1 protein-coding gene and 1 rRNA gene are annotated in these 3,850 nt (G+C 36.4%); both read left to right on the top strand.

Annotation, left to right across the window (positions count from 1 at the left end):
- Nucleotides 1–104 (top strand): 5S ribosomal RNA (gene rrf / locus VEB00_04560); the annotation flags it as partial.
- A 394-nt stretch (nt 105–498) separates the two neighbouring features.
- The coding region (locus VEB00_04555; protein HYF82283.1) for an AAA family ATPase at nt 499–3,850 on the top strand (3,352 nt) is incomplete at its 3' end.

Raw genomic sequence — 3,850 nt, 5'->3', positions numbered from 1 at the left:
ACGGAGAGGTCACACCTGTTCCCATCCCGAACACAGAAGTTAAGCTCTCCAGTGTCGATGGTACTTGGACCGCAGGGTCCTGGGAGAGTAGATCGCCGCCGGGTAAAAGAAAAGAACAACAGCGAAAACTGTTGTTCTTTTTCTTTTACCCGGCGGCAACAAGCTTCGCTTGTTGACTTCGATATATTAAGGATAGCTGTTCTGCGCAGTGATGCTTGAGGGCAGCTCATGCAGAAAGCTGGATCACCGCCTGGGTCGTGCTTGTGGGTAGTTTGTTAAAGACTTGATCGCTTCCGGGTAAGTAATGAAGCATTGTTTCACTGAATGCGAAAGATTAAGGAATGTTTTTTACCTATTAATCAGAAAATTATGGTAAAATAATTGATATACAACTGATTTTATGGTAGCCTATGTCGAAAAAAGCAGCAGAGTAATTATATTAACGTATCAATGCTTTTCATAAATAAGCTTATGAACTTTTTTGGGGGATGATTTCAAATGCAATTTATTAACGAACAGTATAACGTTGTTAAAGCAAAAAGCCACGATTCATATGGAACAACATATGTAGTTGAGGATATCCAAAAGGGCAATTTGCTTAAGCATTTGAGAATCATTGGCCTCCAAAAAGAGACCAGGGATTTTATAGAATATATGAAAGATAACTTTTATGATTACTCTATGTACTCTCATCCGAATCTTATTGATTTCCATTTTTACAATAAAATTAGACTTATTGACTATAAGCAGGTTACTGTGAATCAATACTATTATACATATGACTACTATGAGGGTGTCAATGCAATAGACTACTGCAAGGGAAAAGATTTGGATACGGTTCTGAATTTGGTTGCAGAGCTTTGTTCCGCAGTTAAATATCTGCATCTGAGGGGCTTTCTTCTTTATTACATTGATATGAATGATTTGCAGGTAGTACTTGATGATAAGATTGACTGTCTGAAAATCGCATCTATACCATACCCTCAAAAAACGAGCAGTAAAATAATGATTGGCAAGGATAGCGTATGTATTAAGGATCCCGAAGTATTAAAGAAAAAGGAATATTCCATTCTATCAGATATTTATATTATTGGTGCTGTAATTTTTCATTTGTTCAGTGGCTTGAATACTTTTGACTTGAATGACAATAGTATAATAGATAAAAACATAATGAGCATAATTAAAAAATGTACAACAGCCGAGCTTAGTGATAGATTCCAAACTGTCGATGATATTATTTTTAATATAAATGATTGTTTTGACAAGCACTACAGCATAATAGAAAAGCAATACATTCAAGCAATGCCGCAGTATAGAATAAAACCTGTGGCACGGTATTATAGTATTAATAAGATATTGAACAATGCAAAAGGACATTTTTTTGCTGACAGATCAAATAAAGCAGCACTAATTGTGGGTCAGGAAGGTTCAGGGAAAAGCGATTTTTTAGAAGCTTTAAGTGTTAGGGTGGAGCATGAGGGCTTTATACCAATTCAGACAATTCTTAACGAGTCTGATCTTATAAGATTCAGTCTGCTCGAAGTCTTTGTAAAGAGTATTACCAAATATGCGGATAAAGAACTTATAGACAAGTATATCGGTGATTTGAACAATGTTGTATCCCAGATATCCAGATATAGATCCATACCTTCAAACACAGAGGGAAATTCTCTGTGGGAGGATGGCAGGGGGAAATTTATTCAAAAGATAAACAATTTCATAATTGAAGCCTCTAATAGATTTCATTTTGTTTTTATTATTGATAACTTTCAGTGGATAGATGAGGATTCATTAGAGTTTGTTGATGAAATATTGAAGGGCCAGGGCAGTTCAAAAACCTATATTGTATTTGCCACGGACAAGGATACATTTTCTCGAAGCACTGAAGTAAAGGAGTATTGCGGCAAGCTTAAAGAAGCATACTCCCTGGACAGTATTGAACTGAAGAATTTCACTCTCGAGGATACAGCGGAGTATATAAGGCTGGTCTTGGGTATGGGCAAGCCGAACTATGAATTTGCAAGGATAATATATGATAAGACCAAGGGTAGTCCTGAGTATATATATGATACTATTTATATGCTTTACTCGAACAATAATATTTATGTAGATGATAAGGGCAGCTGGGTGCTTGATAAGGTCGATTTTGAGTCGTTGAATCTATCATATTCTGATGATATCGATACATTAAACAATGTTTATAAGCTTAACGCCAATTATCAGGATATATTAAAAATCCTATCAATTTTTAATATACCTGTTTCGTCAGATGTGGTGGAGAATTTTGTAGAAGTAAAGCAAGAGAAGCTAGCCAGTCAGTTGAATTACCTTTCCTATATAAATATACTTGTAAGAAAACAGAACGATTGGGGAATATCATACAACTTCAGTTCATTGACTTTAAAAAAGTCGATATATGAAGGTATACCGGTACAATTGAGACAGAAATATCACGAAAAGGCCAGCTATGTACTAAAAAGTAAATTCAGCCGCGAAAACAGAGAGAATGAAGATGAATTAATCCACCAGATGCTGAGAGCTAATTGGCATCTGGAGGTTAAACAATATCTGGTGAACTCTGCAAATGAGATGATTGAGGATAACTCAATAGGCCAGGCAATACAGTTCCTTGAGCACACTTACAGCTTATTTTCCAATGAGAATATCATCGAGGAAAAAGTGTTGGTTTGTACTAAGTTAGGTGAGCTGTACGAGCGCATGGGTGAATATTCAAAGGCTATTTTTCATTATAATATTGTTGAAAATGTGGCTAAAGATACTAAAAACAATTATTTGATAATAGACGTTTATATAAAAAAGTATTCACTGCTGTATAAATTGAATGACAAAAAGACTTCTCTCAAGTATCTTGCCTGGGCTAAAAAGCTGCTTAGATCCACGGACTACAAGAAAGGTATGTACGAGCATATAATTGTCATAAACAGAATGATGCTCCATAAAAGAAAGTTCAGCGCTTACATAAAGATACTGGAAAATGCCATAGGCAGCATAGATAAAGAGGAATACAGATTTCTATATGCAAGACTGCTTGGAATTTACGGCAGGTTTAAGGCTTATAAGGGCAGGCATGAAGAAGGTCTTGCTGCATTAACAGAGAGCCTGCAGATTCTTGAGAGCATGGGAAATTTCAGAAAGATGTTGTATCCTCTGACCTCCATAGGATCAATATATTACAGTTACAATGACATACAAAAAGCCAGGGAATATTATGAAAAATGCTTAAGCATAAGTCAGAGAGTCAGTGATATATATTATGTGGGCATTAGCTATAACAACATCGCTGAGCAATATAGAATGGAGGACAAATATTCCGAGGCACTTCACTTTTACCAAAATTCTCTGGAAAACATCATACTTATAAGGGATATGTATGCGGAGTTTATAATATACATGAATATGGCTATGACAAACATACAGATAGAAGATTACAATAAAGCGCTTGCAATGCAAAATGACATGCAAGAGGACTTTATTAACTCCAAATATTCAGGAAATCTTATGGATTTATTCCACCACTGCAGGGCTGAGTTCTACTATTCAATAGGAGATTATGTAAAGGCAGGGGAATATGCGCAAAAATCAATAGATACCTGCATAAGTTGGGGCATAGCAGAGAACTATGAAGCACATTTTGTGAAGCTGCTTTCAGAGATACAACTGAGTGGAAGGCTGGATTATGAAAGAGACAGGATGTTCCTGGACATGGTGTTCGGGGAAAACCTGTACAAGCTGGGGCGTACGGCTTGTGTCAAGCTTGCGGAAATATACATCTCAAAGGGAATACGGGACCGGGCAAAAGAACTTCTTCAGAGAGGCCTAAGCTATGTAT

The organism is Clostridia bacterium, from assembly GCA_035628995.1.
Taxonomy (GTDB): domain Bacteria; phylum Bacillota; class Clostridia; order Lutisporales; family Lutisporaceae; genus BRH-c25.
This window is presented reverse-complemented; position numbering and strand designations above follow the sequence as displayed.